Source organism: Brevundimonas sp. FV2ps16 (assembly GCF_058681075.1).
Genome location: NZ_CM178728.1, coordinates 1225007 through 1249634 on the forward strand (window position 1 = coordinate 1225007; position 24628 = coordinate 1249634).

19 protein-coding genes and 1 tRNA gene are annotated in these 24628 nt (G+C 66.4%); 13 read left to right on the forward strand and 7 right to left on the reverse strand.

Going from position 1 to position 24628, the window contains the following annotated elements; all coding sequences use genetic code 11:
- Nucleotides 1-6 precede the first annotated feature (6 nt).
- Both ACW170_RS05835 and ACW170_RS05840 read right to left on the reverse strand, forming a co-directional pair.
- Nucleotides 7-2724, reverse strand: coding sequence for a TonB-dependent receptor (locus ACW170_RS05835; RefSeq protein WP_492088723.1), 2718 nt, complete (start codon nt 2722-2724; stop codon nt 7-9).
- Between the two features lie 316 nt (nt 2725-3040).
- A complete protein-coding gene (locus ACW170_RS05840) occupies nt 3041-4681 on the reverse strand; it encodes a serine hydrolase (protein WP_492088724.1) in 1641 nt (546 codons plus the stop codon).
- A gap of 129 nt (nt 4682-4810) precedes the next feature.
- On the opposite strand from ACW170_RS05840, the gene ACW170_RS05845 reads away from it, so the two are divergent.
- The 4 genes from ACW170_RS05845 (at nt 4811) to ACW170_RS05860 (ending at nt 11251) form a co-directional block, all read left to right on the forward strand.
- On the forward strand, nt 4811-5455 hold the full coding sequence (locus ACW170_RS05845; protein ID WP_492088725.1) for a LysE family translocator: 645 nt from the start codon (nt 4811-4813) through the stop codon (nt 5453-5455).
- A gap of 163 nt (nt 5456-5618) precedes the next feature.
- A complete protein-coding gene (locus tag ACW170_RS05850) occupies nt 5619-7910 on the forward strand; it encodes a TonB-dependent receptor domain-containing protein (protein ID WP_492088726.1) in 2292 nt (763 codons plus the stop codon).
- A 138-nt stretch (nt 7911-8048) separates the two neighbouring features.
- Nucleotides 8049-10637 (forward strand): ATP-dependent chaperone ClpB, encoded by a 2589-nt coding sequence (gene clpB / locus ACW170_RS05855; RefSeq protein WP_492088727.1) that lies wholly within the window; start codon nt 8049-8051, stop codon nt 10635-10637.
- 242 nt (nt 10638-10879) lie between these two features.
- Nucleotides 10880-11251: a GIY-YIG nuclease family protein gene (locus tag ACW170_RS05860; protein WP_492088728.1), complete on the forward strand. Its 372-nt coding sequence runs from the start codon at nt 10880-10882 to the stop codon at nt 11249-11251.
- A gap of 346 nt (nt 11252-11597) precedes the next feature.
- Here ACW170_RS05860 and prmC read toward each other — a convergent pair whose 3' ends face one another.
- Entirely contained in the window at nt 11598-12512 is a 915-nt protein-coding gene (gene prmC / locus ACW170_RS05865; RefSeq protein ID WP_492088729.1) for a peptide chain release factor N(5)-glutamine methyltransferase, read from the reverse strand.
- Between the two features lie 93 nt (nt 12513-12605).
- On the opposite strand from prmC, the gene ACW170_RS05870 reads away from it, so the two are divergent.
- Nucleotides 12606-13853, forward strand: a complete 1248-nt coding sequence (locus tag ACW170_RS05870) for a YihY/virulence factor BrkB family protein (protein ID WP_492088730.1) — start codon at nt 12606-12608, stop codon at nt 13851-13853.
- On the opposite strand, the gene hslU is transcribed toward ACW170_RS05870, so the two are convergent.
- Nucleotides 13843-15144: an ATP-dependent protease ATPase subunit HslU gene (gene hslU / locus ACW170_RS05875; RefSeq protein ID WP_492088731.1), complete on the reverse strand. Its 1302-nt coding sequence runs from the start codon at nt 15142-15144 to the stop codon at nt 13843-13845. The genes ACW170_RS05870 and hslU overlap by 11 nt on opposite strands.
- A gap of 416 nt (nt 15145-15560) precedes the next feature.
- Between hslU and ACW170_RS05880 the strand changes: the two genes are divergently transcribed.
- Nucleotides 15561-17162: an ATP-binding protein gene (locus ACW170_RS05880; protein WP_492088732.1), complete on the forward strand. Its 1602-nt coding sequence runs from the start codon at nt 15561-15563 to the stop codon at nt 17160-17162.
- 288 nt (nt 17163-17450) lie between these two features.
- Here ACW170_RS05880 and ACW170_RS05885 read toward each other — a convergent pair whose 3' ends face one another.
- On the reverse strand, nt 17451-18734 hold the full coding sequence (locus ACW170_RS05885) for an arsenic transporter (RefSeq protein WP_492088733.1): 1284 nt from the start codon (nt 18732-18734) through the stop codon (nt 17451-17453).
- An 82-nt stretch (nt 18735-18816) separates the two neighbouring features.
- Here ACW170_RS05885 and ACW170_RS05890 point away from each other — a divergent pair, with 82 nt between their 5' ends.
- The 3 genes from ACW170_RS05890 to arsH are packed head-to-tail and all read left to right on the forward strand — an operon-like array spanning nt 18817 to nt 20325.
- Nucleotides 18817-19152: an ArsR/SmtB family transcription factor gene (locus ACW170_RS05890; RefSeq protein WP_492088734.1), complete on the forward strand. Its 336-nt coding sequence runs from the start codon at nt 18817-18819 to the stop codon at nt 19150-19152.
- Between the two features lie 7 nt (nt 19153-19159).
- The gene (gene arsC / locus ACW170_RS05895) at nt 19160-19585 is read left to right on the forward strand and encodes an arsenate reductase (glutaredoxin) (RefSeq protein ID WP_492088735.1); all 426 of its coding nucleotides are present in this window, start codon (nt 19160-19162) and stop codon (nt 19583-19585) included.
- Complete coding sequence (gene arsH / locus ACW170_RS05900; RefSeq protein ID WP_492088736.1) at nt 19582-20325, forward strand: arsenical resistance protein ArsH; 744 nt, start codon at nt 19582-19584, stop codon at nt 20323-20325. The genes arsC and arsH overlap by 4 nt, the downstream gene beginning before the upstream one ends.
- Before the next feature lie 70 nt (nt 20326-20395).
- Here arsH and ppa read toward each other — a convergent pair whose 3' ends face one another.
- On the reverse strand, nt 20396-20944 hold the full coding sequence (ppa, locus tag ACW170_RS05905; RefSeq protein ID WP_492088737.1) for an inorganic diphosphatase: 549 nt from the start codon (nt 20942-20944) through the stop codon (nt 20396-20398).
- A 124-nt stretch (nt 20945-21068) separates the two neighbouring features.
- Between ppa and ACW170_RS05910 the strand changes: the two genes are divergently transcribed.
- The gene (locus ACW170_RS05910) at nt 21069-21752 is read left to right on the forward strand and encodes a DUF599 domain-containing protein (RefSeq protein ID WP_492088738.1); all 684 of its coding nucleotides are present in this window, start codon (nt 21069-21071) and stop codon (nt 21750-21752) included.
- Nucleotides 21753-22002: 250 nt separating this feature from the next.
- On the opposite strand, the gene ACW170_RS05915 is transcribed toward ACW170_RS05910, so the two are convergent.
- Nucleotides 22003-22827 carry an N-formylglutamate amidohydrolase gene (locus ACW170_RS05915; protein ID WP_492088739.1) on the reverse strand — a complete coding sequence of 275 codons (825 nt, stop codon included), beginning with the start codon at nt 22825-22827 and terminating at the stop codon, nt 22003-22005.
- Between the two features lie 116 nt (nt 22828-22943).
- Here ACW170_RS05915 and cpdR point away from each other — a divergent pair, with 116 nt between their 5' ends.
- From cpdR to ACW170_RS05930, 3 genes are all read left to right on the forward strand, one after another.
- Nucleotides 22944-23300, forward strand: a complete 357-nt coding sequence (gene cpdR / locus ACW170_RS05920) for a cell cycle two-component system response regulator CpdR (protein ID WP_054764657.1) — start codon at nt 22944-22946, stop codon at nt 23298-23300.
- Between the two features lie 146 nt (nt 23301-23446).
- Nucleotides 23447-23521: transfer RNA gene (locus ACW170_RS05925), tRNA-Val, on the forward strand.
- A gap of 205 nt (nt 23522-23726) precedes the next feature.
- A complete protein-coding gene (locus tag ACW170_RS05930) occupies nt 23727-24056 on the forward strand; it encodes a hypothetical protein (protein ID WP_492088740.1) in 330 nt (109 codons plus the stop codon).
- Nucleotides 24057-24628: the final 572 nt, after the last annotated feature.

The following is a 24628-nucleotide window of genomic DNA, read 5'->3' on the forward strand; positions in this document are numbered from 1 at the left end:
CCGACGTCAGAAGTCGTACTTCAGCGTCAGCAGGGTGGTGCGGCCGGAATTGACCACGTCCGAAAGCGCCAGGCTGTTGCGGCCGACGTGCGCCCAATAGCTGTAGTCCTCGAACAGGTTGGACACCGACAGGTCCAGCATCACCCCGTTGTCGAACGCATAGCCCGCGTGCAGGTCGGTCCGACGGATCGGCCGGGTCCAGTAGTCCAGGCCGGCGACGCGGTTGTAGGCCGTGACCGTCTCGCCTGCGTAGTTCCAGTTCAGATCGAGCGTCAGGTTGCGCCAGGCGTAGTTCAGCTTGACGTTGGCCAGTTCGTCCGGCGCGTTCTGCATCCGGTGTTTCTCGCCGCCGCCGATGTCCACCTCGGTCCATTGACGGGTGTAGTTGGCCCCGGCGCCGAAGCCCGACAGCCAGCCCGGCAGCATGTCGAAGGCCTGGTACAGCTGGATCTCGATGCCCTTGACGTAGCCGTCGCCCCCGTTGGTGGGCGAGACGATGGTCACGCGATCAAAGATCTCGCCGTTGTAGTCGGTCCCGACGCCGTTCTCGCCGCCGTTCACGGTGGTCGAGCCGTTGTCATACATGTAGTCCGACAACTGCTTGTAGTAGCCGCCGACCATGGCGTAGCCGCCGAAGTCGTTGCTCCACTCGGCGGAGGCGTCGAAGTTCCAGGACTTCAGCGTCTCCAGGTCGGGGTTGCCGCGCGTGACGGTGATGGAGTTGTCGCCCCGTTCGGTCGTCTCCGACCCGCCCAGTTGAACCAGGGCCGGGCGCATATAGGCGCGGGTGATCGAGGCTCGGTACACGGCCTCATCGTTGGGGCGATAGTTGACGAACAGGCTGGGCAGCCACTCGTTGTACTCGGTCGAGTTGGACTCAAACCGCTTCGCCTTGTCGTCGTTGTTCCAGTAGGTGTTCTCGATCTGGGTGTGTTCAAAGCGAAGGCCTGGAATGACCTCGACCGCGCCCATATCCCACTTGCCGGTCACATAGGCGGCGGCGACATTCTCGTCGCCTTTCAGGGTGTTGCAGTTCAGGTAGCATAGGTCGGCCGCTGCGGCCTCGGCGTCGAAATACTGGTTGAACAGTTCGACCAGACGGTCGTGGTTCACCTTCGGCGCGCGCAAGTCGTAAAGGCCGGGATAGCCCGAGTCGAAATAGCCCTCGACCAGACCGAGTTCGTTCCAGGTCACGCCCGGACGGCCCAGCAGATTGGCGAAATGATCGTTGGTCCAGTCGTGGCTGCTGACGCGGCGATGGCTCTCGACGTATTTCACGCCCGTCTTGACGTAGGACAGGGCGCCGCCGTCGAAGTCGTACTGGGCGTCGAACCGGGCGCCGACCTTCTGCTGGTTCGAGAACTGTTCGGTCCTCTGGCCGGCGCGGCGGGCCAGAAGGGCGCTGCCGGAGTTGTTGATCAGGTCGCGTTGCGCCGGGGTCAGCAGCGGGATCGGATAGCCGTCCTTGTCATAGCCGGCGAACAGGCCGCTGTAGGGCAGCAGCGAGCCGGTGTTGTACTTGTCCGACTGGTTGTTGCGGATCGAGGCCTCGATATGGTCCGGACGATCATTGCCGCCATAGGAGTAGAAGATCGACGGCGACAAGGTCCAGGCGCCATGACGCTTCACGGCCCCGAAGGTCAGGGTGGTCAGGTCCGCATCTTCGGGATTGGTGGTGTACCACATGCGCACCGACGAGTTGGTCAGGTTCAGGTCGTACAGGCCGGTCGCCGCGTTGGAGACGCGGGCGCGGTTCTGGATCAGCTGGTTCAGGGTCGAATTCTGCTGGGTCTCGGCGAAGGCGTAGGAGCCGCGCAGATAGACGTCCAGGCTGTCGTCGGCGCGCCAGTCCAGCGAGAAGTTTCCGCCGAAACGCTCGGTGTATCCGGTAGAGACGCCGAAGTTCAGGCCGGTCAGGGCGAGATTCGCTTCCTGGTCCACGCCGGCCGGGTTCGTGCCTTCACCGGAGTTTGTCGCCGAATGCAGATAGGCCCAGCCGCCGTCGTTCTGGGCCGCCATCAGGCCCGCGATCATGGAGTTGGCGAAGTTGCGCTTGTCGTAGAAGGCGCTGACATACAGGCCGAACTGTTCGCCCTGGCCGAAGCGGCGGGCGATCTCGCCGCTGACGCCGCCGCCCAGACCGTCTTCGTCATAGTCGCGGGCGCGGCTCTCGACTCGGCCGGAGACCGACAGGGACGCATAGTCGTCGGCCATGCTGAAGGCCGAAGGCGTGACGAAATCAATCGTGCCGCCGATCGCGTCGCCGTCCATATTGGCGGTCGAGTTCTTGTTGACCACGATGGTCTTCAGACCCGACGGCGGCAGCAGCGACAGCTGCACCTGGCGCGAATAGGGCATGCCCTGGGCCGCATTGACGCCGTTGATCAGGGCCAGGGTGAACTCGGAGTTCATGCCGCGGACGCCGACGAACATGCCTTCGCCGCGCGAGGCGCCGTCGACGCCGCCGAAGAAGGAGTTGCCGGTGTTCTGGACGCTGATTCCCGGCAGCAGGGCCAGGGCCTCGGCGACGTTGTGAACCGCCGTATGTTCCAGATCCTCGGCCGACATGACGCTGACGGCGTTGTCGCTGCGCATCTGGGTGCGGATGGCGTCGTTGCGCGTGCCGACGACGACGATTTCGCCGACCTCGGCGGTTTCGCTCGCGGCGGCTGTCCTGTCCTGAGCGGCGGCCTGCGCCGCTGCGACCATGGAGAATAGCGCCATCGACGACGCGAGAAGTCTTGTTTTGAACGAAAGATTTTTCATCGACCGCAGTCCCTGAACCGGAGCTGAGATATGCCCCCAAGCTCAAGGGACGCGGCCGTCCGTGCAGCCCGCCGAAACTTTATGAATGCTTCACATTGCGGGGGGTGGTTCGGCGGCGAGGCGGTCGAGGCGGGTTCATTGTGCCTTCATGTCCCTCGCGAAAGCGCAGAGGTTTTTCAGTCAGGGTGCGGCTGTCGTGACGTCTGGGCCGGCAGTACAGCCGGCCCTGTGCACATGCGCGGCCTATGTTATCCGTGTGCGGATCATTGCCTCCCTAGAGCCGCGTCAATCTCAGGTCCTGATAGTCGTACGAGAAGTCGATGTCGGGCGAGACACCCTTCATCGTCGCCGTGGCCGGTTTGGCGGTCTGGATGCTGAAGGTGACGAAGGCGTCCTCTTCCCGTTTGTCCGGGAACCGGGTGCGGAAGGTCTCGCCGTCATAGGGCTCAAGCCATCCCTGCAGGGCCGGCGTATGGGTGAAGCTCAGCCACAGGCCGGTCTTGCGATTGCGCCCGCGCCCCTCGGTCTTGGGGGCGATCACGATGTCCCCGTACCAGGGATCGCGCCAGGTTCCGGCATAGGCGTCCAGCGGCAGGGCCGGCGCAGCGCCCGCCGCCTGTTTGGCGTCGATCTCGGCCGCCGCCTTGATGGACTTGGCGTTCCCCTCGGTCTCCAGCCGTTTGGAGTCTGCGATCCAGTCCACATCCACCTTGCCCATGCACAGGTCGGCGACGCCCGAGCGCAGCGCCCGCAGCAGGAAGCTCTCCTCGGCATTGGAGAAGATGCAAAAGCCGGTCTTGCGGCCGGGGATCAGCACGGTCGCCGAAATCCCGCCGGGCGAGCCGCCGCCGTGGCTGATCAGCCGTTCGCCGCGATAGTCCTGAACCTGGAATCCCATGGCGTAGGTCGAGGCGATGGCCCGGTTCGGCAGTTCCGCCGTCGGCCCCGGCGAACTGCCGGTGATGATATTGGGCCGGACCATCTCGCGCGCCGCCGCTTCCGAGAACAGCCGCGTCCCGTCGGGCAGCAGGCCGTCGTTCAGCCGCACCGCAATCCATTTGGCCCAGTCCGTCGGGGTGGTGCAGATGCCGCCCGCCGCCGCCGCCGAATCCCAGTTCCACACCTCGACGATCGAGGCCGCGATCGGCGTCATCGCCCCCTGATAGCGCAGCGGCGGCCCGACCCGGCCGTGGGGCAGGGCGGACTTGGCCGGATCCGCCAGCCGCGCCAGGGGCACGGTCTCGGTCATGCCGACCCGGTCCAGGATGCGAGTCTGGACGAAGGCCTCCCACGTCAGGCCCGACACGGCCTCGATCACGGCCCCCGCGACCACGAACATCAGGTTGCAGTAGTGATAGGCGGCGCGGAACCCATCCTCGATCGGCACGAAGGCGGCCTGGGCCAGGACCTCGGCCCGGGTCCGGTCGCTGTTGGGCCAGAACAGCAGGTCGCCGGCGCCCAGGCCGAACCCGGCTCGGTGGCTCAGGGTGTCGCGCACCGTGATATGGTCGGTGATATAGGGGTCGACCAGCCGGAAGTCGGGCAGATAGGTCTTGATGGGGGCGTCCCATTTCACCTTGCCCTCATCGACCAGAATGGCCAGGGCGGCGGCGGTGACGTTCTTGCTGTTGGAGGCGATGGCGAACAGGGTGTGTTCGTCGGCCTGGGCGGCCTTGCCCTGGACCTTGACCCCATAGCCGCGCGTCAGCACCGGCTTTCCATCCTTGACCACGGCGATCCCCAGGGCCGGCTGCTCGGGCCAGGCCGCCATGGCTTTTTTGACATAGGCGTCGACGGCCTCGGCCAGAACGGCGTCGTCATTGGCCACCTGGGCCCATGCGGGGGCGGACTGGACCGCCAGCGCCGCAGCGCCTCCGGAAGCGAACAGGGCGCGGCGCGACAGGCGGATGGTCATGGAAGCACTCCGACGAAGGACGGCCAAGGCTTAGCCGCCCCGCCCGGCCGAATGCAACGCCCGGCCAAGGCCCGCCGTCACGATTGGACCCAGGGCCCGACACGGCCTAGACCTCGGGCTGGAGGCGCGATGGAATTTCTGACGAACGGGCCGGTCGATCCAGGCGTGATCCTGCCGTTCCTGGTTGCGGTCATTCTGATCGAGTTCACGCCCGGCCCCAATATGGGCTGGCTGGCGCTGTTGTCCGTGTCTCAAGGCCGGACGGCGGGGCTGTCGGCGGTGGCGGGGATCACCCTGGGGTTGACGCTGTGGATGCTGGCCGCCGCCTTTGGCCTGACCGAGATCGTGCTGAAATGGCCGGCCCTGTATCAGGCCGTACGCTGGGCCGGGGTCGGGTTTCTGCTCTGGCTCGCCTGGGAGGCGTGGCGAGGCGAGGGCGATCCGGCCAAGCCGACGCAAGAGATCGAACATCGGCGACGCGCCCTGTTCCTGCGAGGGCTGACGGCCAATCTGCTGAACCCCAAGGCGGCCTTGTTCTACATCGCCCTGCTGCCCGGCTTCATCCGCCCCGACCACGGCCCGACCCTGCCTCAGGCGCTCGCCTTGGGCGGACTCCATGTGGTGATCAGCCTGGCCGTCCACAGTCTCATCGTCGTTCTGGCCGCCCGCGCCGGCGGCCTGATCGCGCGTAGCCAAGGCCCCGGTGTTCGGGCCTTGATGGCGGGGGGCATGGTTTTGATCGCCGCCTGGACCGCTTGGGAGACGCGGCTGTAGCGCGCCCGCGCCCGCCCTCCCCAGGTTGTGCGGCCGCCATTGTGACGAAGCCGTAATCATATGGACAAGAAGTAACTTTGCATTTCAAAGCGTCCTCGGTATCTCAAGTGCGTCGCGACGGGGACGGCTTGACGCCGGGAGGTCGTATGGGGATCGCAAAACTATGAAATCCTTCAAATTCGCGCTTATGCTCGGCGTCGCCTTTTCGGGGATTGCGGGTGGAGCATGGGCTCAGTCTGCGGGCGCGCCGGTCACGACGGGGCCTTCGACTCCGGCCCAGACCGGCGCTCAGACCGGCGCCCAGTCGTCTTCCGGCCGGCCGACGACCCAGCAGCCCGCAACCCAGCCGGCTCCGGCTCAGGAAGCGCCCGCCGCGGTCGGCGACGTGACGGTGACCGGGCGTGCAGATCAGATCCGCACCTCCATCGATTCCCAGAGCTACAGCCTGGCCAATGACCTCCAGGCCACGACGGGCACGCTCGCCGACGCGCTCCGCAACCTGCCTTCGGTCGAGGTCGATCCCGACGGCAATGTCAGCCTGCGCGGCGATTCCAACGTCACCATCCTGGTGGACGGTCGGCCCTCGACCCAGTTCAACGGCCCCAGTCGCGGGCAGATGATCCAACAGATCCCGGCGTCACAATATTCGCGCGTCGAGGTCATGACCAATCCGTCGGCGGCCTACAGCCCCGAAGGATCCGGCGGCGTCATCAACCTGATCACCAAGCCGACCGCCGTGCGTCCGGGCCAGACCACCAGCGGTTCGATCCGCGCCAATATCGGCGACGGCGGCCGCTACAACATGGGCGGCTCCATCGCCCACGTCAGCGGCAAGACGACGCTGTCGGCCGACGTCGGCCTGCGGCATGATCTCTATGTCTCCGAGTTCGAGCGCCTACGCGAGCGTCTCGACGCCGGCTCGGGCCGTTATCTTCAGACCCGCCAGACCCAGTCGATCGACGGCGATTCCGACAGCGCCTTCGTCCGCCTGGCGGCCGAGTACAATCTGGACGCCAAGACTCAGTTCGTCGCCGAACTGCGCCACACCGACGTCGACGCCGGCGGCGGCGGTCTGGCCCTGTCCGAGACGGACGGCGCGGCGGGCGGGATCGTTTCGGCCTATCGTCGCCGTTCCGACGGCGGCTTCAACGGCCAGTTCTCCGGCGTGACGGGGCGAATGCTGCGCCGGCTCGACGACAAGGGCCAGGAATGGTCCAATGAGCTGCGGTTCGACCGCAACCGGTTCGGCTACAGCTCCGACACCCTGGTCGATCAGCTGATTCCGGTCGTCGCCCCCTTCCTCGAAGTCCTCGACACCGGCAACCGCCAGGACCAGCTGGGCTTCACCAGCGCCTATGTCCGGCCCCTGTCCAGCGGCGGCAAGCTGCGCCTCGGCTACGAGTTGCAGGCGACCATGCTTGAGCAGGACAACGCCGTCGCGCGCGGGCCGTCTAAGGCGGCGCTGACGCCTGATCCGCTGGTGACCAACCGGTTCGACGTCGATCAGACCGTCCACGCCCTCTACGCCACCTACGAACGGCCTTTCGGCGAGAAACTGTCGGCCCAGTTCGGCCTTCGCCTGGAACAGGCGAACCTGGACCTCGATCAGGTCACCACCGGCATCACCACGTCCCAGGACTATTTCCGCGCCTATCCCACCGGCCATTTCCAGTATCAGCTCAGCGAGACCGAAAGCCTGAAGGCCAGCTACAGCCGCCGCATCCAGCGGCCCGGCCCGGCTGAGCTGAACCCCTTCCTGACCTTCGGCGATCCCCAGAACTATCGGTCCGGCAACCCGGACCTGGAGCCGCAGGAGACGGACTCCTTCGAGCTGACTTGGCAGAAACGGGTCCAGCAGACCTTCTATCAGGCGACCCTCTATTATCGCGACACCAGCGGCGCCTTCACCCAGGCGACGACGGACCTGGGCGGCGGCGTCTTTCTGACCCGGCCCGAAAATCTGGGCTCCAGCACCTCGTCCGGCCTGGAGCTGGTGGCCAGCGGCGCCCTGGCGCCCACCCTGCGCTACAACGCCAGCCTCAACCTGTACCGTCAGGAGATCGAGGCCGGCGGCATCATCGGCGCCGAGGACCGGACCGGCGAGGCGGTGTCGGGCCGGCTGTCCCTCAACTGGCAGGCCACGCCCAAGGATTTTGTGCAGGTCTCGAGCGTATGGAGCGGCGATCAGCTTCTGGCCCAGGGCCGGCGCGAGCAGTCCGTCCTGGTCAACCTGGGCTACCGCCACAAGCTGAACGACAAATGGTCGCTGCAGATGACGGTGCGCGACCTGTTCGACGACTATGGCTCCACCACCACCCTCGACACCCCGGCCTTCCGCGATCGCACCGATCAGACCTTCGGCGGTCGGGCGGCCTATGTCGGCTTCACCTGGAACTTCGGCGGCGGCCAAAAACGGCCTGAGCAGTTCGACTTCACCCCGCCGCCGGCGGGCTGAGCCCGGACAAGGCGGCGGAGGATCGGCGCCGGGCGACCCTTGCGGCGGCTTTGACCGACGCCCACCTGAACGACGACGGCCGATGCATTGCTCATCCGAGGATGCGTCGGCCCTGTCCGCTTCTTGAAGGGATGTCTCGTGAATCTCGATCTCTATTCCGACCGCGCCAAACAGGCGGTCCAGTCCGCCCAGTCGCTGGCCCTGGCCCGCCGGCACCAGCAGTTCGCCCCCGAACACCTGCTGAAGATCCTGCTGGAAGAACGCGACGGCCTGGCCCGCAATCTGATCACCGCCGCCGGCGGCGACGCCAAACGCGCCGAGGCTGATGTCGAGACCGCGCTGAAGAAGCGCGCCCAGGTCAGCGGCGGCTCGGGCCAGCTCTATCTGGACGGCGACACCGCCCGCGTCTTCGCCGCCGCCGAGGAAGCCTCGAAATCCGCCGGCGACGCCTTCGTCACCACCGAACGCCTGCTGGCCGCCCTGGCGCGCGAGGGCGGGGTCGCCGCCGAGGTGCTGAAGGCCTCGGGCGCCAGCGCCGACAAGCTGGACGCCGCCATCGCCGAGGTGCGCAAGGGCAAGACCGCCGACAGCGCCGGCGCCGAGGACGGCTACGACGCGCTGAAACGCTATGCCCGCGACCTGACCCTGGCCGCCCGCGACGGCAAGATCGATCCGGTCATCGGCCGCGACGAGGAGATCCGCCGCACCATCCAGGTCCTGGCTAGGCGGACCAAGAACAACCCGGTCCTGATCGGCGAGCCCGGCGTCGGCAAGACCGCCATCGTCGAGGGCCTGGCCCTGCGCATCGTCAACGGCGACGTGCCCGAGAGCCTGCGCGACAAGACCGTCATGGCCCTCGACATGGGCGCCCTGATCGCCGGCGCCAAATACCGCGGCGAGTTCGAGGAGCGGCTGAAATCCGTGCTGAACGAGGTCTCGGCGGCCGAGGGCGGGATCGTCCTGTTCATCGACGAGATGCACACCCTGGTCGGCGCCGGCAAGGGCGACGGCGCCATGGACGCCTCCAACCTGCTGAAGCCGGCCCTGGCGCGCGGCGAACTCCACTGCGTCGGCGCCACCACGCTCGATGAATACCGCAAACACGTCGAAAAGGACGCGGCCCTGGCCCGCCGCTTCCAGCCGGTCTTCGTCGCCGAACCGACGGTCGAGGACACGGTCTCCATCCTGCGCGGCCTGAAGGAGAAGTACGAGGTCCACCACGGGGTCCGCATCTCCGACAGCGCCATCGTCGCCGCCGCGACCCTGTCGAACCGCTACATCACCGACCGCTTCCTGCCGGACAAGGCCATCGACCTGATCGACGAGGCCGCCAGCCGCGTCCGCATGGCGGTGGACTCCAAGCCCGAGGCCCTGGACGAGATCGACCGCCGCCTGGTCCAGCTGAAGATCGAGCGCGAGGCCCTGAAGAAGGAGACCGACCAGGCCTCAAAGGCCCGGCTGGAAAAGCTGGAGGACGAGATCGCCGATCTGGAAGGCCAGTCCGACGACCTGACCACCCAGTGGAAGGCCGAAAAGGACAAGGTAGGCCAGGGCGCGCAACTGCGTGAAACCCTGGACCGCCTGCGTCTGGAACTGACCAACGCCCAGCGCGCCGGCGACCTGGGCCGCGCGTCCGAAATCGCCTACGGCCAGATCCCCCAGATCGAAAAACAACTGGCCGAGGCCGAGGCCAACGAAACCTCCGGAAAGGGCCCCCTGACGCCCGAGGTCGTCGACGCCGAACAGATCGCCGCCGTCGTCAGCCGCTGGACCGGCGTCCCCGTCGACAAGATGCTGGAGGGCGAGCGCGAGAAACTGCTCCAGATGGAGACCGCCCTGGGCGGCCGCGTCGTGGGTCAGGACGAGGCTTTGGCCGCCGTCTCCGACGCCGTGCGCCGCGCCCGCGCCGGCCTGAACGACCCCAACCGACCCCTGGGCAGTTTCCTGTTCCTGGGCCCGACCGGCGTGGGCAAGACCGAACTGACCAAGGCCCTGGCCGAGTTCCTGTTCGACGACGAGGCGGCCATCACCCGGCTCGACATGTCGGAATATATGGAGAAGCACAGCGTCTCCCGCCTGATCGGCGCCCCTCCCGGCTATGTCGGCTATGACGAGGGCGGCGCCCTGACAGAAGCTGTCCGTAGGCGCCCCTATCAGGTCGTCCTGTTCGACGAGGTCGAAAAGGCCCACCCCGACGTCTTCAACGTCCTGCTCCAGGTGCTGGACGACGGCCGCCTGACAGACGGTCAAGGGAGAACCATCGACTTCCGCAACACCCTGATCATCATGACCTCCAACCTGGGCAGCCAGTATCTGGCCGAACAGGGCGAGGGCGACGACGTCGAAGCCGTCCGCCCCTATGTCATGGACGCCGTCCGCGCCCACTTCCGCCCCGAGTTCCTGAACCGGATCGACGAGATCATCCTGTTCCACCGCCTCGGCCGCGACCAGATGGGCGGCATCGTGCGGATCCAGTTGTCACGGTTCGAGAAGTTGCTGGCCGACCGCCGGTTGAACCTGTCGCTGGACGATGCGGCCCTGGCCTGGCTCGCGGACCGGGGCTACGACCCGGCGTATGGGGCGCGGCCGCTGAAGCGGGTGATCCAGAAGGAGTTGGTGGACCCGATTGCGCGGAAGCTGCTGGCTGGCGAGATCGAGGACGGCGGGGTGATTGCGGTGACGGCCGGCGAGGGCGGGTTGGAGATCGGGAAGGCGCGGGTGCATTGAGCCTCCTTCCCTGCCTTTCGTCATCCTCCGGCAAGCCGCGTCTTCGCGGCGCAGACCGGGGGACCCAGCGGCGCCGTCAGGCGAAATCTCTCCGCCGCGCGATACGGGAAGACCTGTTCCGCGACAGGTTCGCGCTCTCGCGCGCCGCTGGGTCCCCCGGTCTCGCTGCGCTCGCCGGAGGATGACGAAAGGAGGGCGGAGGCGTGGATGACGAGAGGTGACGCATCGTATAGGTTGTGAAAATGCCGACCCATCGCACCTTCATCGCCACCTACATCATGGCCAGCGGGCGCAACGGGACGCTCTATGTCGGCATGACCGCGAACCTGGAGGCGCGGGTGTGGAAGCATCGGACCGGCGCCTTTGACGGCTTCGGCAAGGCCTATGGCTGCACCCGGCTGGTCTGGTTCGAACAGCATGTCTGGGTGGTGGAGGCCATTCGCCGCGAGAAACGGCTCAAGAAATGGCTGCGGGACTGGAAGCTGCAGTTGATCGAGGCCGCCAACCCCGATTGGCGCGATCTGGCTGAGGGCTGGTATCCGGTCAATGACCCGAACTGGACGCCGCCCATCGATGAGGGTTTCCCCGGTTCAGCGACGCGACCCGGAGGGTGACGGGGCGGGGCGCGTCAGGCGTGTCGCTGCGCGCCACGGCCTGCCACTTCCCCCGCAAGCGGGGGAAGGTCCGCCTCTGCGGTCGAACGCGCACAATTCGAGACGCGAACCTCCGCCTTATCAAGGCGTTGACCCCGTCAAGCCGCCCTCTCCTAACCACCCCCGAAAACCGTGCCATCCTGTCGCCCGCGAAGGTTCAGAACCAGGGGAGGCATGGCTGATGTTCAGATCGGGGTTGGCGCTTTTGGCGCTTTGTCACCCTGTTTTTACGACAGGCGCACCCGCCATGCAGACCAAATGCGACGCTCTCGCCGCTGTTTTCAGGACGCCGGTCCGGCCCCCGCCCTCACTCCTGCGGGATCGGATTGGTCCTCGGGTCCGGCCCGTTGGTGACGACGCGGTCGCGTTCGCCCAGGTCCTTGATCACCTTGACGTCGGCAAAGCCCTGGGCCTCGAACAGGGCCTTGACCTGGGGCCCCTGGTCCCAGCCGATCTCGACGGCGAAGACGCCGCCGGGCTTGAGGATCCGTTTCACCTCGGGGGCCAGGTCGCGATAGGCCTGAAGCCCGTCGGGGCCGCCGTCCAGGGCCAGGTGCGGGTCGTGGTCGCGGACCTCGGGGTCCAGGGTCGGGATGTGGTCGGTGGGGATATAGGGGGGGTTGGACACCACCAGGTCGAAGCTCGCGTCGCCGAAGCCCGCAGCCCATTCGGTCCTCAGGAAGGCGGCGCGCTCGTTCAGGTCCAGGTTGGCGGCGTTCTCCTTGGCCACGGCCAGGGCCTCGGTCGAGATGTCGGTGCCCACGCCCTGGGCCGCCGGCCGCTCGGCCAGCAGGGCCAGCAGGATGGCGCCCGAGCCGGTGCCCAGGTCGGCGATGCTGAAGGCCTGGGTCTTGGCGAAGGCCAGCAGGGCGATGTCGAGGATGGTCTCGGTGTCGGGGCGGGGGCTGAGGACGTCGGGGGTGACGTTCAGCATGATCTTCCAGAAGCCCTTCTTGCCGAGGATCCGCGAGACGGGCTCTCGGCGCAGGCGGCGTTCGACCATGGCCTCGTACTCGGCCTGCTGCTCGGGGGTGACGACCCGGTAAGGGTCTGTGAGAATGTCCATGCGGCTGGCGCCGGCGGCGGCTTCCAGCAGCAGGCGGGCGTCGATGGCCGGGCTGTCGATGCGTCCGCCCTTCAGGCGGGCCTGGGCGGCCTTCCAGACGGTCAGCAGGGTCGCGGCGCCGTCGGACGGCTTGGGGGAGAGGGGCTCGGTGGTCATTTCGGGTGATTGGCCCTTCGCGGCCGGGATTTCAAGCACGGCCGGCCGTCGGGCGGTCGGGAACGTCGCAGCCGCTGCGCCGTTCGCCTGCTGATGTCCAGGTTCAAGTCTTCCACGCCTCCGCCCCGCCGCCCGCTGTGGAAGTTCGTCGCGGCGGCCCTGGGCGGGCTGAGCGCCGGCGCCGGCGCGGCCCATCTGCTCTACACCCAGGGCCACAAGGTCGGGCTGGAGCTGCGGCCCCCGCGCCCCGAACCCCTGCCGCCCAAACCGCCCGAGCCCGAGGACTACGAAACGAAGGAGCCGGGTCGCGGCCGCCTCGCCGCCCGGCCCGAACACATCCCGCACAAGGGCTGGACCGACATTCTCTGGAGAACCGGCGCCTCCTACTTCGGCGACCGGGTCGGCTTCGTGGCCGGGGGCGTGACCTTCTTCACCCTGCTGTCCCTGTTCCCGCTGCTGGGGACGTTCGTGACCCTGTACGGCCTGTTCGCCGATCCGGCCGACGCCTGGAGCCGGCTGCAGTTCCTGTACGGCGTCATGCCCAGCAGCATCGCCGCCTTCCTGGGCGGCGAGATGGAGCGGCTGGCCGCGAACTCGAACGGCCAGCTGACCTTCACCCTGATCTGGACCCTGGCCCTGTCGCTGTGGACGGCCAATGGGGCGGTCAAGGTGCTCTTCTACGGGCTGAACATCGCCTATCACGAGGTCGAGCGCCGCAACATCGTCCGCTACAACCTGCTGTGCATGGGCTTCACCCTGGGGGCCATAGCGGCCGTGCTGGTGAGCTCGCTGCTGGTGGTCGGCGTGCCGGTGGTCGTGCGACTGTTCGGCCTGGAGGAGGAGTGGGGCCTGATGGCCCTGTTCCGCTGGCCCCTGCTGCTGGTCGGCTATGTCGCCGCCCTGACCCTGATCTACCGGTTCGGACCGTGCCGGCAGAAGGCGCGCTGGCGCTGGCTGACGCCGGGGGCCATCTTCGCGGCGGTGGTCAGTCTGACGGTCTCCTTCGTCTTCAGCTGGTACCTGACCAACTTCGTCCGCACCGACTCCTATGGCCCGCTGGCGGCCATGATGGGCTTTCTGCTTTGGACCTGGCTGTCGGTCCAGGTGATCCTGATGGGCGCCGAGCTGAACGCCGAGATCGAGCATCAGACCGCGATAGACACCACCACCGGCAAGTCCCAGCCCATCGGCGAGCGGGGCGCCAAGGTCGCCGACAGCATCGGCGCCAAGCGCGGCAACCCCGCCGCCCTGGCCTTCACCCAGCGCCACGCCGAGGCGGTCGCCGACCGGCTGATGCGCCGCCGGAACCGCCGGGAAAGCGAGGCAGTCTCTAGAGAATGAACCGGCTCAGGTCGACGTCCTTGGTCAGCAGGCTCAGCTTGTCGCGCACCGCCGCCCCGTCGAAGGCCACGGTCTGGCCCGCCAGGTCCGAGGCCTTGAAGCTGGTCTCCTCCAGCACCCGCTCCAGCACGGTCTGAAGCCGCCGCGCCCCGATGTTCTCGACGGCGGAGTTGGCCGCCACCGCCGCATCGGCCAGGGCCTCGATCGCGTCCTCGGTGAAGGTCAGGATGACGTCCTCGGTCGCCAGCAGGGCCTGGTTCTGACGGATCAGATTGGCCTCGGGCTCGGTCAGGATCCGCTTGAAGTCGTCCCGCGTCAGGGCCTTCAGCTCGACCCGGATCGGCAGCCGGCCCTGCAACTCGGGCAGCAGGTCCGACGGCTTGGCCACATGGAAGGCGCCCGAGGCGATGAACAGCACATGGTCCGTCTTCACCGGCCCGTATTTGGTCGAGACGGTGGTACCCTCGATCAGGGGCAGCAGGTCGCGCTGCACCCCCTCGCGCGACACGTCGGCGCCGGACGCGCCCTGGCGGGCCGCCACCTTGTCGATTTCGTCCAGGAAGACGATGCCCTCGTTCTCGGCCAGGATCAGGGCCTCCTTGGTCAGGCTGTCCTGATCCAGCAGCTTGTCGCCCTCCTCGGCGATCAGGGGGGCGGTGGCGTCGCGGACGGTCAGCTTGACCATCTTGGTCCGGCCGCCGCCCATCTTGCCCAGCATCTCCGACAGGTTCAGCAGGCCCACGGTCCCGCCGCCGGGGATGTCCAGCCCCTGGATCGGCGAGGCGGTGTCGGCCAGGGCGATCTCGATCTCCTTGTCGTCCAGCTCGCCGGCCCGCAGCTTCTTGCGGAAGCTGTCGCGCGTCGCCGGCCCGGTGCCGGGGCCGACCAGGGCGTCCAGGATCCGGTCCTCGGCCGCGCCCTCGGCCCGCGCGCGGACCTCGCCGCGGCGGCGGTCGCGCACCATGACCAGGGCGCTCTCGACCAGGTCGCGCATGATCTGATCGACGTCGCGGCCGACATAGCCGACCTCGGTGAACTTGGTAGCCTCGACCTTGAGGAAGGGCGAACCGGCCAGCCGCGCCAGCCGCCGGGCGATCTCGGTCTTGCCGACGCCGGTGGGGCCGATCATCAGGATGTTCTTGGGCGTCACCTCGTCACGCAGATCCTCGGGCACGCGCTTGCGACGCCAGCGGTTGCGCAGGGCCACGGCCACAGCGCGCTTGGCGTCGTCCTGGCCGACGATATAGCGATCCAGTTCGGAGACGATTTCGCGGGGAGAGAGGTCAGTCATGGGATGGAGATAGGGGGTCGGGAAGCCGAGCGGGAGGGGGCGGGGCCGACGGGCCGTTCCGGGGCGGGAATAGACTCAATCCACTGCAAAAAATGGAGTCTATTTTCGTACAATCTTCGGGGTGGGGCGACGGGGCGCGCCGGCCCGAGCGGTTCGGTTGTCAAAGACTGTGCGGGCATGATGGCACGGTTTTGGGGGCAGGGCGTTGAAAAGGCGGGGGTTTGGTTGCGGAATTGAGATGGGAAAGGGCTGTGATCTCGAGCGTCCGACGCGGAGCTGGGGATTGGCGGCAGCCTGAGGCTCTTCACCAATGTCGCGTATGCGCCAACTCTGGAACCTGGGGCCTCGCCGCAGAGCATACGTTCAGGCCGCCGACGGGCTGTGCAAACAGGCTTCACCTGTGCCACGATCACCTGATGGAGGCGGAGAGTTTGACAGCGGAGAGCCAGCGTCTGGCGATGCTTCAGTCCCTCGGGCTCGTCCCAGGCCAGCGTGATCCAAGCCTGCAGGTTCTTGCCGCGCTAGCCGCCAACATCTCCGAATCCGCCGTGGGCTTGATAAGCCTCGTCGAACGCTCATGCATCTATGTCGTGGGCGGGGCTGGGTTCGACAGTGATTTCATAGCTCCCGCCGATAGTTTTTGCAGCCACGCGGTGTTGAACCCAGCAAGCGTGTCGTGGGTGCCCGATGCGTTGGCGGACCCGCAGTTTCGCAATAGTCGTTACGTGACGGGGGAGCCCTACATTCGGTTCTACGCCGGGGTTCCGTTGACGGTAAACGGCCAAACCATGGGCACGCTCAGCGTGCTTGATCCCCGACCGAGAACCTATGACCCACGTCTGGTCTCCAGATTGAAACTCCTGGCGGAAGCGTGCGAAGCCGAACTCACCGAACGTCACCGCACCGCAGCGATGCGTCAGGCGTTGGCCGCTTCTGCAGACGCCCTCATTGATTGCGACGTCGCAGGCCGGATTGTGGGTTGGTCGGTGGGCGCAGAACGCCTGTTTGGCTTCCCCGCAGAGGAGGCCCTCGGCGCTAATGTGACGATCATCGTTCCTCCGGAGCAGCAGAAAGCGCATCGGCAGGGAATGCTGCGGTGGCAGGAGAGTGGGGCGGCGCGCCTGGGGCGGCGAATTGAACTGCCGGCAAAGCGGCGAGACGGCTCTGATCTCGACATCGAACTTTGGATGTCTGTGTCTCATGAATCCGGAGGGCCTCGAATACACGCCAACATCAGAGATATCTCCGCTCGCAGGGCGCAGGCCCGGAATATTGAGCGTGCAGAGGCGCGGTCTAGGGAGCTTAAATCTCAGCTCAACCAGGTTTGGCGTTTGAACTCCCTCGGAGAGATGGCGGCGACTCTCTCGCACGAGCTGAACCAGCCGTTAGGGGCCGCCACCACTTACATCCACGCTAGCCAACGTGTCCTTCAGAGAGCCGACCCCATCAGCGCAAGCGCGAGCCAAACTCTCGATCTTGCGAAGGCGCAGCTCTTGCGCGCAGGATCGATCATACGCCGCATGCGGGAATTGCTTTCCCATGACAGTCGCGACCTTCAGGTCGAGCGTGTCTCAGAAATGGTGGGCGATCTGAATGGGATCCTCTCCTTAATTCAGAGTGACGCCGGCGTCGCTATGGAGATCATCATCGATGAGGCCAATGATCACGTCCGCGCTGAACGTATCCAGTTCCAGCAGGCGGTGATCAACTTGGTGCGGAACGCCGCCGAAGCCTTGACTGGACGGCCCGATGGCAAAATCCGGCTGGTGGGGAGAGCGATCTCCGACACGATCTTTGAGCTCAGCGTCACTGACAATGGTCCCGGCGTGGCGCCTGATCAGATCGAGACGATCTTCAGACCGCTCATGACAACGAAGACGTCTGGGATGGGGCTCGGCCTATCCGTTACGCGAACCATTGTCGAACGCCACGGGGGATCTCTTGACGTCACGTGTAGCGACTTAGGTGGAGCGGCGTTCACCTTCTGCTTGTCGAGAGCGTGCGAGGCAGCCGCGTGAGAAGTCATTCCGTTTCGTGATTGGCGATGACGCCGGGATGAGGGAGACGCTCGTATGGATGTCGCGATTACACGGCGTCCGCAACGACTTCCCCGGCGAGGAGGTCTTGGCCTGCGGGGCCCTGGACGCAGGCCCTTCTGATCTCAGAAGCCCGAGATTCAACAGCGCACAGGCACCGGCCTCGCGGACGCACCCCCTCCGTCACGGCGCTGAAGGAGCGCCGCGCCGCCTCCCCCGAAGGGGGAGGAGAAGGACGGGTGGCCGGGCGGCGACTGCTGCTGGTGTGACCTAGACCGTCAGCCGCAAAGCCAGGGCGGTCAGGGTGACGGCGAGGACGGGGAGGGTCAGGATCAGCCCGATCTTGATGTAGTAGACCCAGCCGATGCGGACGCCCTTTCGGGCCAGGACGTGCAGCCATAACAGGGTGGCCAGGGAGCCGATGGGGGTCATCTTGGGACCCAGGTCGCTGCCGATGACATTGGCGTAGATCATGGCCTCCCGCACCGGGCCGGTCGCCGACGAGGCGTCGATGGACAGGGCCGCGATCAGGACCGTGGGCAGGTTGTTGGCGATGGACGACAGGACGGCGGTCAGGAAACCGGTTCCGAAGGTCGCGCCCCAGACTCCGCCTTGGGCGAACCCGTTCATCAGTTGGGCCAGATGGCGCGTCAGGCCGGCGTTCCCCAGTCCATAGACCACCAGATACATGCCCAGCGAGAAGATCACGACCTGCCACGGCGCCTCGCGCAGGACCTTGGTGGTGCTGATCTTGGAACCGCGCCCGGCGACGACCAGCAGCACGACGGCGCCGGCGGCGGCGATGGCGGAGACGGGGACGCCCCGGGGCTCCAGCACGAAGAAGCCGACCAACAGCAGGGCCAGCACGACCCAGCCGGCGATGAAGGTGGCGCGGTCCTTGATCGCGGTGTGCGGGGCCGCCAGGCGCTCGACCTCATAGGCCCTGGGGATGTCGCGGCCGAAGACCGCGAACAGGACGACCAAGGTGGCGGCGACGGCGGCTAGGTTCACCGGGACCATGACCGCCGCATAGCGATCAAAGCCGATGTCGAAGAAGTCGGCCGAGACGATATTGACCAGGTTGGACACCACCAGCGGCAGGCTGGCCGTGTCGGCGATGAAGCCCGCCGCCATGACGAAGGCCAGGGTCGCCTTCGGCCCGTAGCCGAGCGCCAGCAGCATGGCGATGACGATGGGCGTCAGGATCAGGGCGGCCCCGTCATTGGCGAACAGGGCCGAGACGGCCGCGCCCAGCAGGACCACAAGCACGAACAGCCGCCGTCCATGTCCGCCGCCCCAGCGACCGACATGAAGGGCGGCCCATTCGAAGAAGCCGGCCTCGTCCAGCAGTAGGCTGATGACGATGATGGCGACGAAGGCCGCCGTCGCATTCCAGACGATGCCCCAGACCACGGGGATGTCGTTCAGGGCGACCACCCCCAGCAGCAGGGCCGCCGCCGCCCCGCCCAGGGCGCTCCAGCCGATCTGCAATCCTCTGGGCTGCCACAGCACCAGGACGATGGTGACGGCGAAGATCAGAAGGGCGACGATCATGAGGGCGGGTCCGGCGGCGCGGACCGGCGTCCGCGGCGATCCTGTAGCTTGCGCCGGGTTATATTTCCAGTATCTTGGAATAATGGAATCCGAACCCGCCATCCTCGCGCTTGCGGCCCTGGCCCAGTCCACGCGGCTGGACGCCTTTCGGCTGCTGGTTCGGAGCGAGCCGGACGGTCTGGCGGCCGGGGCGGTGGCGGATCGGCTGGCGGTGCCGGCCAATACGATGTCGGCCCATCTGGGCGTACTGTCGCGGGCGGGGCTGATCCGGTCACAAAGACACAGCCGGTCGATCGTCTATCGCGCCGACCTGGATCGGCTGCGCGAACTGGTGCTGTTCCTGCTGAAGGACTGTTGCCAGGGCCGCGCCGAACTTTGCCAACCCCTGCTGGCCGAACTGGCCCCCTGCTGCGACTGAGGCCCCCATGGACGTCGTCATCTATCATAATCCCGCCTGCGGTACGTCTCGCAACACCCTGGCCCTGATCCGCCATGTCGGGATCGAGCCCCATGTGATCGACTATCTGAAGACCCCGCCCAGCCGGGCGCTGGTGGCGCAGATGGTCGAGCGGATGGGCGGATCGGTGCGCGACATCCTGCGCGAGAAGGGCACGCCCTATGCCGAACTGGGCCTGGGCGAGCCCGGCCTGTCGGACGATCAGTTGCTGGATGCGATCGAGGCGCATCCGATCCTGATGAACCGGCCCATCGTGGTGTCGCCGCGCGGCGTGAAACTGTGCCGGCCGTCCGAGGCGGTGCTGGATCTGCTGCCCGAAGAGGGGCTGAAGCCCTTCGTCAAGGAGGACGGCGAGGTGGTGGTCGACGCCGACGGGCGCCGGGTGGCCGGATGAGCCGGCTCCGCCTCCTGCCCGACCCCGACCATCTGCCGGCGCTAGACCCGGCCCATTTTAAAGCAGCGCCGGCGACGGGGTTGGGGCCGGATGAGCCGGCGCCGCGCGTCCTGCTGCTGTACGGCTCTCTGCGCGAACGGTCGTTTTCGCGGCTGTGCGTGGAGGAGGCGGCGCGGCTGCTGCGGCGGATGGGGTGCGAGACCCGCATCTTCGACCCCTCCGACCTGCCCCTGACCGATCAGGTCGCCGGCGACGACCACCCCGCCGTCCACGAGCTGCGCGAACACGCCCTGTGGTCCGAAGCCATGGTCTGGTGCAGCCCGGAGCGGCATGGCCAGATCTCGGGGATCATGAAGCTTCAGATCGACCACCTGCCGCTGAACATGGGCGGAATGCGCCCGACCCAGGGCCGCACCCTGGCGGTGATGCAGGTGTCGGGCGGCTCGCAGAGCTTCAACGCGGTGAATACCCTGCGTCTGCTGGGGCGGTGGATGCGGATGATCACCATCCCCAATCAGTCCAGCGTCGCCAAGGCCTTCATGGAGTTTGACGACGCCGACCGGATGAAGCCGTCGGCCTATTACGACCGTATCGTCGATGTGATGGAGGAGCTGGTCCGGTTCGCGATGCTGACCCGCCCGCACGCCGCCCAGCTGGTGGACCGGTATTCGGAACGCAAGGCGGCCGGGATTCCGCTCGATGCCTCGACCGACCTGTCCGCCGTCGCCGCACGCCCCTGACATCCCGCCCAGCAAAAAGGCGTCCCCGGACCGGAGGACGCCTTGATGGGGTCGGCGATGTCGCCTTGGATCAGGCCTTCTTGGCGGCCAGCTTGTCCTGATGGGCCTTCATGCCGATCTCGATCAACTCGGCGGCCTCGCCGGCGTCGCCCCAGCCCTTGACCGTGACCGACTTGCCCTTTTCCAGATCCTTGTAGCGGGTGAAGAAGTGTTCGATCTGCTCGATCAGGATGGCCGGCAGCTGACGATAGCTGGCGATCTCGGTGTAATAGGGGTTCAGCTTGTCGACCGGCACGGCCAGGATCTTCTCGTCGCCGCCGGCCTCGTCCACCATCTTCAGCACGCCGATGGGGCGCGAGCGGATGACGCAGCCCGGCACGACCGGCGTCGGGTTCAGCACGATGACGTCGCAGGGATCGCCGTCATCCGACAGGGTGTGCGGGATGAAGCCGTAGTTGCCGGGATAGTACATGGCGGTGTGCAGGAAGCGGTCGACGAACAGGGCGCCCGAGGCCTTGTCCATCTCATACTTCACCGGCAGGCCCCCTTGGGGGATCTCGATGATGACGTTGATGTCCCAGGGGGCGTTCGGGCCGACCGGAATGGCGTCGAGGTTCATGGCGGGTCTTTTGCTGCGACTGCGAATATTGGGCGATGGGTGATAGGACGCGCGCGCGGTCGGGGCAAGCACGACGTGAGTCGACGCCCTTGCGCCCCGCCCCGGACTGGGTTCATTTCGCGCCATGACCTGGGTTGATTGGGCCGCGCTGGCGCTCTTCTTTATCTGCTGGCTCGGCTATGCGCCGATCCTGAAGATCATTGGCCGCCACGGCGGTTCGCTGAACGCAGACATGGCCCATGTCCGCCGGGTGTGGATGTCGTCGATGACCCACCGCGAGATCCGGCTGGTCGACAGCCAGCTGATGGGCCATTCGATCAACTCGGCCTCCTTCTTCGCCTCGACCAATCTGCTGCTGATCGCGGCGGTGGGCGGCATATTGTTCGGCGGCGAGAGCAAGCTGGAAGGGTTCGCCGCCGTCGGGGCGGACAATGTGCCGATCAAGATCCTGGAGGCCAAGCTGGCCCTGGTGTTGATCTGCCTGGCGCGCGGCTTTCTGGATTTCATCTGGGCCCTGCGTCAGATGAACTACACCCTGGCCCTGATCGGCTCGGCCCCCGAACTGCATCACAAGACCGACCGCAAGGCCTTCGGCGAGGCCGCGGCCGAACTGCTGAACCCGGCGCTGAGTTCGTTCAGCCAGGGGGTGCGCGGCTATTATTTCGCCCTGGCGGCGGCCGCCTGGCTGTTCGGGCCGCTGTGGCTGGCCCTGGGCGTGGCCTCGTCCTTCGGCCTGTTGATCTATCGCCAGGAGGCCTCTCCGGCCGCTCGCGCGATCCGCACGGCGCGTCGCCTGTTGGGTGAATGACGGTTATTTTGCGTTTGCGGTAGGGTCGGACGGTCCGCGACGTCGCCAAAGCGGCGAATTGCGGCGGAAGGCGCCGCAATTGCGTAACAACCCGTGACCCCAAAACCGCTGTCGGCGCTTGACCGATTGTGCATCGCAACCTAGATTGATCTTCGACGCCTCCGGGCGTCTTGCCCTTCCTGGGCGTTTCCTCCCTATAGACTTTATATGCCGCGCCTCCGGGCGCGGCTTTTTTTTGACTTGTCGTTGATCAGTCAGCCCAGGCTTCGGCGCACAGGGCGGCGATGACGCGGTTCAGGGCCTTGGCCGTCGCGCCGTGGGCGGCGTTCGGCGTCTGGTTCGTTTCGTTCAGATAGAGGCTGCGGCTCAGTTCGATCTGGATCGCCTCATAGCCGTCCTCTGGACGGCCCCAGACCTGGGTGGACCAGCCGCCGGCATAGGGATGGTTCAGCGCCACCCGCCAGCCCAGTCCCTCGAACAGATCACGCAGCCGGCGCGTCAGCCGCGTCCGGCACGACGTCCCATGCCGATCGCCCAGCACCACCTCGGCGCCCACCGCCCGCGACGGCATTGAATGCCAGTCGATCAGCACCGCCCGGCCGCAGCGGTCGTGCGTTCGGGCCATCAGCTCCGCGAGGGCGTCATGATAGGGGGTGTGGGCCGTGCGAATCCGCGCCTCGGCCTCCGCCCGCGACAGGCGGCGGTCGTAAAGCGGCAGACCGTCGCCGGTCAGCCGCGGGATCAGACCATACCCGGCCCGGGTCTTGGCCCCGACCGGTCCCTCGACCTCGTCGATCAGGTCGGGATCCAGTTCTTCGGGGTCGCGGTTCAGATCCAGATAGGCCCGGCCGATCTGCGCCTCGATCAAGGGCGCGCCATTCTGGGGGCCGGCCTGGACCAGGTTTCCGACCAGGGCGTCTTCGGCGCTCTTCAGACTGGATCGAGCCAGGCCGGCGACGGCGCCCATGTCCTCGGGATAGGTCTGGCCCGAGTGGGGGGAGGCGAAGATCAGGGCCGTCTCCGGCGCCCCCTGGGGCGGCAGGCTGATCGCGAAACTGGCCCCGTCCGTACTCATAGGTCCCCGCATAGCGCGTTTCGTTGTGGAAGGAAGGCGGTAGAGCCCGGAATTTCATCGCCGGTTTACGCTTGGCGGCCTAGGCTGCGGCACGGATTAGAACAGGCACTTCTCGAATGGCGCGCATACTTTTGGCCGAAGACGACAGTTCGCTTCGCGGTTTCCTGACCCGGGCGCTGGAGCGGGCCGGGCATCAGGTGATCGACTGCGAGAATGGCGACGACGCCATCGACGCGCTTGAACACGGCCCCTACGATCTGCTGCTGACCGACATCGTCATGCCTGGCGCCGACGGGATCGAGGTGGCCCGCGTCGCCGCCGCCCGCCAACCGGGCCTGCGCATCATGTTCATTACCGGCTTCGCCGCCGTCGCCTTGACCGCCGCCCAGGCCTCGCCCCAGGCCAAGGTCCTGTCCAAGCCGGTTCACCTGCGCGACCTGGTCAATGAGGTCGAGAGGATGGTCGCCGCCTGACGTGGGGATTAGGCGGCTGAACGGCGGGCTTAACGGCGTTCGGCCAAAAATCGCATTCTCGCCGTGAAATCGGCTTGATGCCGTCCGGGCGTGCCGCTATACGACCGCTCTTCCCGCTCCGGAGTGATTTTTCGGAGCCCTACGGCGGATGCGTAGCTCAGCGGGAGAGCACCTCGTTGACATCGAGGGGGTCACAGGTTCAATCCCTGTCGCGTCCACCATTTCCTCCCAAGACACTCAGCGTTGGACAGGTCGCTCTGCGGCGGTCGAAACGCGCGTCGGCGACGACCTCCGGTCCTTGAACGGTTTGGGTCCCGCGCGCGGGTACGGTGGATGTATCGCCCTGTCCGACGCTTGGGTGGATCTTGCGTTGGCAATTTCCGACGACACGGCTAGGATTTCCGCAGATGCCGCTGGGGGTGTGCGATGTCGCTGCCGGATATCCTGCTGATCGTCGTGATCGCCCTCGCTGGCATGATGATCTTCGCCTTCATGTCCCTGGCTCTTGCGACCGGCGTCGGCGGCCATCGCTCACGCAGGACGCGACGCGAGAGGTTCAGGGATGGATTGCTGACGACGATCCCCGGCATGCCCTTCATCTTTACGATGGTGGCCGCCTTCGTCAGCGATCTCGACGACCATCCCTATTATCTGTTGATCCTGCTGGGGTGTGTCGTCTTCGCGCTCTTCGTGCAGTCCTTCCCGCCGATACGACGCGCCAGAGTCCGGGTCAGGGCTGAATACCCTTGGCAGTAGCGACCCCGCATTTCGCAGGCCTAACGATCTGCGACGGCCCGTCTTCCAACTGAATATCGCATATCCCCGTCTGGGCGGGCTGTAATCCGGCCTAGGAGCCCGGCCGCCGCAGGTCATCCATCGGCGGTTTTCGAGAATCTTTCACAAAGGTTCAGAATCTGGTTGCGGCCTAAAAGTCTCCCCCGTATAGGACCGCCTCGCTCGGAAACGGGCCGGCCCTGAGGGCTTCGGAGCTTCGGTTTCGAGGGTTTTGAGGGGAAGAAAGAGTTGAGAAACTTCTTGCTTTCCTGGGTTGGTTTCAATAGGTTCCGCGCTTCAATCGAATCGCCGAACGGTTAAGAGGAAGGCCTCTTGGTTTTCCTCCGGTGATTTTTTGTGGTTTTGAGGCTTCGGTCTTGGTTCTGCAAAATCTCTGAAAAGAGCGGTTGACACGAGGTTCGCGGTTCTCTAAATCGCCGCCTCCGCCGACGACGAGGCGCTAAACAAGTCGGGCCGCTGATGCGGTTTAGGTCTTTGACATTGTTGATATGGAAAGAGAAACGCAGGCGGCGGTGTTCTAGCGATAGTCCTAG